Raw genomic sequence first — 6,078 nt, 5'->3', positions numbered from 1 at the left:
CCATTAGTATGGCAATACTTCTCCAACAACTCATCATAGATAAAACTGAAATCGATAAGATCGTTGATTCTCCGAAGAAGATTGTCTTTTGGAACAATGATATCGTACAATCCTGAATAAGAACTGAGCTGTATTTTTTGTTGGGTAGAAAGCATCCTGATATCCGTTAAAGCTTAATTTAAGATACAAAAAAAGGAGTAGAAAATGCACTTTCCACTCCTTTTTTTTTGGTCCAATATAAAAGGGGACTTTTTTAGTGCCCTCGAAAAATCTCCCCTTTTTTTCTGAAAGTCTTAGATCTATTTTAGATATAGGCAATATCTTATCAAACCAATGAACTATTCAAAGGTCATTTTTATCTTCATAAATTTTTTTATAGTTTTTTAGTTTACAATTTTTTGTTTTTAATGATTAAAAAAAACAAGAGTATAATTTTTTCTACGAGCTCTAAGGCATCAACTGTTGGTTCTTAAACGTCTGATATCAGTTTTATTTCCGGGGAGTCTAACCACCAAAAAAAGGACGATCTTTTAATTTTTGTAAGACGTATTTTTTAAAGTACTCAATTGTTTTTGTAATCTTTCTATTTTTCGTAATCTTCTGTTCTCCATAATTTTTACATCTTGTGGATGTAGTTGATAAGCTTCCTTATCTCTTAGAACATGATATGCGGCAATAAGTATTTTATGAGCTATTGCTATTGTTGCTTTTTTATGCCCTCTACGGCTAGCTATTTGTTGATGTTTTACAGCTAATATGGGATTCGCCTTAGATCGAGAAGCTGCCCATGCAGCTTCCACTAATGTAGTCTTGAGATATTTATTACCTTTTGTTATCTTACTGGAATACTTTTTACCCGCACTCTCATTGTTTCCGGGACACACCCCGGCCCAAGAACAAATATTCTGGTGTGAAGGGAATTGTTCCATATCAGTCCCTATCTCCGATAGAATACCAAGAGCTACCTGTGATGAAACTCCGGGGATACTTTCCAATAACTTCACCTGTTCTTCTAGCATCTTTTTATACTGGTCCATTTGAGCCTCTATTTGTGCTATTTGTAAGTTGATAAAATCAATGGATTGCAGTATGAGGGTTAACATAAACTGATGATGCTTGGTTATTTTTCCTTTAAGTGCTTTTAAAAGGTCATTATGTTTTTTTACTAGACTGCCTTTAGACATGCAGCTGAGTAAAAGAGGATCTGTTTGTCCTTGGGCAATGGAGCGAATCATCTGCATGGCACTTACTCCAAATACATCACTCACAACACTTCCTAGCTTAATATTCGCGGATTCCAAAACATTCTGTAGCCTATTTTTTTCTGCTGTTCGCATTCCGATAAGTTTGCGACGATGACGATAAAGTTCCCGGAGCTCACGTATATGTTCTTGGGGAATAAAACTCCCTTTTAACAATCCTGAAAGTAGAAGTTTACAAATCCATTCACTATCCTTTTTATCCGTCTTCTGTCCAGGAACATTTTTAATGTGACGGGCATTTACCAATAATATATGAAAATAGTCTTCTAAAACAGCGTACACGGGACGCCAGTAAACGCCGGTACTCTCCATAGCAATCTCTGTAATATTATACGATTGCAACCATTCAACTAATTCGTATAAATCATCAGTGAATGTTAAAAAAGTCCTTGTTTCTGTAACAAAATTGCTAACTTTAATAGTAGCAACTACCGTGTCCTTGTGAACATCTAGTCCACAACCACGATCAAGAATAAAGGGTAATCAGCTAACAGCCATAGTTTTAATTATTTATTGGTAATAAGATACCTTTTTGGCGAAAGCCTATTGGGACTATGAGCCCGTAACTTTCATGGCTGTTGGTGATACCCGAAATATCATGAATGTTTTATTTTAAAGAAGAAACTATTTATTTACCTATTTTTTCTGATTATAAGTATCTTTAGGCACAAACAAGCAACCTTTAATTTTATATGAAAAACGTCATTTATTTGATTATCATTTCTTTTTTGAGTTTTGGCTGTCGTACATCTCAACAATCCCCAACCTCAACTAATCAAACAGAATATCAAAACGGTGCTGTTGTAACCGCACATCCTTTAGCTTCCAAAGTTGGTGTTGACATCCTAAAAAAAGGTGGAAATGCTGTAGATGCAGCCATTGCTGTGAAATTTGCTTTAGCAGTAGTATATCCTAATGCAGGTAATCTTGGCGGTGGAGGTTTTATGGTTTATCGCAGCAAAACAGGAGAAATTACTTCTTTGGACTTCCGCGAAAAGGCTCCAGCAGCAGCTTTCAAAGATATGTATTTAGATAAAGACGGTAATCCTATCACAGACTTAAGTTTATATGGACAACTCGCTACTGGTGTACCAGGAGCAGTGGCTGGTATGGATGAAGCTTTCAAAAAATATGCAAGCTTATCATGGAAAGAATTAGTACAACCTGCAATTGAATTAGCTGAAAAAGGATTCGCAATCACTAAGAGACAAGCAAGTGAATTCAATGAATATAAATCAGATTTTATAAAATTTAATCCTAATGGTGCAGCCATTATTAAGAACGAAGAATGGAAAGAAGGAGATATTTTCGTTCAAAAAGAATTAGCAGAAACCTTGAAACGTATTGCTAAAGATGGTCGCGACGGATTCTACAAAGGAAAAACTGCGGATTATATTGTGGCAGAAATGAAACGTGGAAACGGTATAATTACGCACAAAGATCTTGAAGACTACCAAGCCATTTGGCGTCAACCGATCGTAGGTGAGTACAAAGGACATAAAATTATTTCTATGCCACCTCCTTCTAGTGGTGGTATTGCGCTATTAGCTTTATTACAATCAGTTGAGAAATATCCATTGGCAAAATGGGGTTTTCAATCCGACAGTACAGTACGTGCCATGGTGGAAGCAGAACGCCGTGTATATGCAGATAGAGCTACACACTTAGGTGATCCTGATTTTTATAAAGTTCCTGTAGAACATTTGACATCTGCTGAATATAACCGTAGCCGAATGGCTAATGTTTCTCTCGCGAAAGCTACTTCAAATGAAACCATCAAAGCAGGCGTGTTTCCAGGCTACGAATCTGAACAAACTACCCACTATAGCATAGTAGATAAAGATGGAAATGCAGTTTCGTTAACTACAACTATTAACGGTTCTTATGGCTCTTTAGTTTGGGTAGATGGGGCTGGATTCTTATTAAACAATGAAATGGACGATTTTTCTGTAAAACCAGGAACGCCAAATATGTATGGTTTATTAGGAGGAAAAGCGAATTCTGTAGAACCAGGAAAGCGTATGCTTTCTGCTATGACACCGACAATTATCGAGAAAGACGGTAAATTGAAAATGGTAGTTGGCACTCCCGGCGGTTCTACGATTATCACATCTGTATTCCAAACTATTTTAAATGTATTAGAATTTGGTATGACAGCACAAGAATCAGTAAGTGCACCTCGATTCCACCATCAGTGGAAACCAGATCGCATAGATGTGGAAGCTAAAGCTATTGATGAAAATACACGTATTAGCTTAGAGAAAGATGGCTATAAAATCCACAAAAGAGGTAACATTGGCCGCGTAGAAAATATCATTGTATTGCCTAATGGCAAACTTCAAGCTGGTGCCGATCATCGAGGAGATGATACAGCCATGGGGTATTAATCCTGAGTTTATCATTATTTCTGAAACCGAGAAATGAATAAAATCATTCTCGGTTTTTTTTGTTACAAACAAAAATTAATACTCGAAAATTACTTGTAGATTTGCGGTTGCAATTTTTTTTGCCACCAAACACTACCTATTACATATGAAGAAAGAAGAACTTACAAGATTAACATCTTGTTCTAACCAAGTCAAAAACATTTACCATAGTCCTACAATTCATTTACAAACAGTAATTTTAGAGGAATCGGTATGTACAAGATGGAATTGCAACACAAGGCGAAGCCCTAAACTGTACGGAAACACTATGGTAAATGTAGCGGATATATGAGGTGAAAGTTATTGTTCTTACCTGGGGAGATCTGACTAAACTCTGTCAAAGGTATAGGCGAATGCCCGCGAAGAAACATCTAGCAGAATAATAATGCTAGTATGCTTTAGTCAGAAGTCAGCAGAGGACATAGTACCCTATTTCTCTACTTTATACAGGGGAAGGTCTGAAAGTTAGAATGGCAAAGGAACCAATAAGTTTATGACGAAGCGTTAAAAGCCGAACCACTTAAGAGAACTGCTTTGCATGAGGATAGGTCGGAAACTGATAGTAAAATGCAAGAGGAGCTTAGCTGAGTCGTGCAACGAAGTGGACACAATGCCTGAGGTTTTTTTTCAGTAATATTATGTTGGAAGAGATATTACACATCCGAAATGTCAAACACGCAGTTGATCGTGTCATCTCTAATGGATATTACTGGAGAACAACACATCAAACGACGTTATTCTAACAAACTGCCTTGGTACGGATCCGTATGCCGGGTGTGAGAGGACAGATAGGGAAATAATCCCTATCTTCCTACTCGATTATGTATCTAAATATTTATCGTCAATTTGCTTATTGGCTTTAGCCCCTAAAGTTTTCAAATTTTCTACTCTTCGTACAACATTACCTGCCCCTGTAGAGAGTTTTTTCATGGCTTCATCGTGTTTTTCTGAAGCTTTATTTAGATGAACTTGAATTTGTTGCATATCAGTTAAGAACCCGACAAATTTATCGTATAATGCCCCTGCTTCACGTGCTATTTCTAAGACATTACGATTTTGTCTTTCTTGTTTCCACATCGAGGCTATGGTACGCAAAGTAGCCAATAATGTTGAAGGACTTACAATGACCACTCTCCTATCCCAAGCATCCGAAAATAATTCTGGCTTCTGCATTACAGCTACACTCAAGGCTGATTCTATTGGTATAAAAAGCAGCACAAAATCTGGAGAATGAATTCCGTATAAACTGTGATAATTCTTAGCAGAAAGTTCTTTTACGTGATTTTCAATTGATTGAACGTGCAATTTCAAATGCAATGCCAATTCCTCTTCCGTCTCCGCATTGATATAATTATCATAAGCAATTAAAGAAACTTTAGAATCTACGACTAACTGTTTATCATCAGGGAGATCAATAATAGCATCGGGTTGCAAACGACGTCCAAATTCATCCTGCAAGGAAGCTTGTAAACGATATTCTTGATCTTTGGACAATCCGGAACGCTCTAATACTCGCTCTAATATGACCTCACCCCAGTTTCCTTGCTTTTTGGAATCACCCTTCAAAGCTCGAGTCAGATTATTGGCTTCATCTTTAATCTGCAAACTTTGTTGCATCAATTGTTCCACCACACCTTTCAAGACATTACGCTCGGCAGATTCCTGCGCATAAGATTTCTCCACTTTTTCTTCAAAAGTTTTGATTTTCTCTTTCAATGGATCCAAAATAACGCCTAAATATTGTTGATTTAAAGCTGTAAACTTCTGGGACTTTTCTTCGAGTATCTTATTCGCCAACACTTGAAACTCATTATTGAATTGCACTTTGGTACGCTGAATCTCATCTTTTTGTTCTTCGAACTTTTCCTGCTGGGCTTGCAGATAAGCATTCGTTCCTTCTAAAGTTCGTTCTAAAGCATTGCGTTCATTCTTTTCTTTCTCTAAAGCTTTCTTTAAGTCTTCTTTCTCCTGCGCTTGAAGCTCTGCAAATTGCTTTACCTTAGCATATTCAATTTCCAAATCCTGCTTGTACTGACATAATTTATCAAATTCTGCCTTAGAAACAGCCTTAGCTTTTTGCACAGCAAGATAAATGCAAATGAATAACAATATGACGATTAATGCGCCTAAAATAATTTCCATAAAATCTTATTAAAACAAAAAATGGTCTGTAAAGACCACCTTGTGAACTACCCATTTGCTAAAGACAAATGGGCTTCGGGCTTCACAGACTTGTGCTTTGTTTCCAAAGTCTTATTTGAGCCTCCGCCCGTGTAATCGCCAGTTCCTGACGATATTATTTTTAATCCTTCTTTCAGAATGTTTTTTGCAGCGTTTAAATCACGGTCTAAAACGTGTCCATTTTCGCAAGTCCATTCTCTTATTGAAAG

At 36.9% G+C, this 6,078-nt stretch carries 4 protein-coding genes and 1 pseudogene; 1 reads left to right on the top strand and 4 read right to left on the bottom strand.

The annotated features are described in order from the left end of the window. Both H8B04_RS16585 and H8B04_RS16580 read right to left on the bottom strand, forming a co-directional pair. Positions 1-155 (bottom strand): annotated as a pseudogene (locus tag H8B04_RS16585) (IS5/IS1182 family transposase); the annotation flags it as partial. Between the two features lie 375 nt (positions 156-530). After that, positions 531-1,736 (bottom strand): IS110 family RNA-guided transposase, encoded by a 1,206-nt coding sequence (locus H8B04_RS16580; protein WP_317170680.1) that lies wholly within the window; start codon positions 1,734-1,736, stop codon positions 531-533. Positions 1,737-1,954: 218 nt separating this feature from the next. Here H8B04_RS16580 and ggt point away from each other — a divergent pair, with 218 nt between their 5' ends. Beyond that, positions 1,955-3,649, top strand: a complete 1,695-nt coding sequence (gene ggt, locus H8B04_RS16575; RefSeq protein ID WP_190303045.1) for a gamma-glutamyltransferase — start codon at positions 1,955-1,957, stop codon at positions 3,647-3,649. Positions 3,650-4,507: 858 nt separating this feature from the next. Here the strand turns inward: ggt and rmuC are convergent. Continuing rightward, positions 4,508-5,830 carry a DNA recombination protein RmuC gene (gene rmuC, locus H8B04_RS16570; protein WP_165292128.1) on the bottom strand — a complete coding sequence of 441 codons (1,323 nt, stop codon included), beginning with the start codon at positions 5,828-5,830 and terminating at the stop codon, positions 4,508-4,510. Positions 5,831-5,877: 47 nt separating this feature from the next. Further along, the coding region (locus tag H8B04_RS16565) for a transposase (RefSeq protein ID WP_223815483.1) at positions 5,878-6,078 on the bottom strand (201 nt) is incomplete at its 5' end.

Source organism: Sphingobacterium litopenaei (assembly GCF_014692495.1).
Classification (GTDB): domain Bacteria; phylum Bacteroidota; class Bacteroidia; order Sphingobacteriales; family Sphingobacteriaceae; genus Sphingobacterium; species Sphingobacterium litopenaei.
This window is presented reverse-complemented; position numbering and strand designations above follow the sequence as displayed.

Excerpts from the sequence above, each read along its gene's own strand:
- ggt (WP_190303045.1), top strand. The coding sequence starts at position 1,955 with ATGAAAAACGTCATTTATTTGATTATCATTTCTTTTTTGAGTTTTGGC.
- rmuC (WP_165292128.1), bottom strand. The coding sequence starts at position 5,830 with ATGGAAATTATTTTAGGCGCATTAATCGTCATATTGTTATTCATTTGC.